The sequence below is a fragment of the Bradyrhizobium sp. Kon10 genome (genome assembly GCF_055807395.1).
Genome location: NZ_JBVVOZ010000205.1, coordinates 1 through 276 on the forward strand (window position 1 = coordinate 1; position 276 = coordinate 276).

The 276-nt window shown below is 56.2% G+C and carries 1 protein-coding gene; it reads left to right on the plus strand.

Features of this window, described 5'->3' with window-relative positions; genetic code table 11:
- Positions 1-8 precede the first annotated feature (8 nt).
- On the plus strand, positions 9-143 hold the full coding sequence (locus AC0L2O_RS36730; protein WP_473373196.1) for a GNAT family N-acetyltransferase: 135 nt from the start codon (positions 9-11) through the stop codon (positions 141-143).
- The last annotated feature ends 133 nt before the right edge of the window (positions 144-276 follow it).

The following is a 276-nucleotide window of genomic DNA, read 5'->3' on the forward strand; positions in this document are numbered from 1 at the left end:
TGACCTACATGGACCTCGGAAAACAGACCCTGGATATCTATCGCACGTTCGTGCCCAACGCATTGCGCGGGCGTGGCATTGCCGCTGCGTTGACCGAAGAGGCATTGAAATTCGCCGAAGAGTCAGGCTACACGTGCCTGTGAATCAGGCGCACACAAAAACGCCGGGCTAAACCCGGCGTTTTTTTATGGCTGTTGATTCACAGCTTTGCGGCATGGCGCTGGTGGCGCTCCATGTAGCGTTCCACATAAGAGCAGGACGGGATGACCGTGTAGC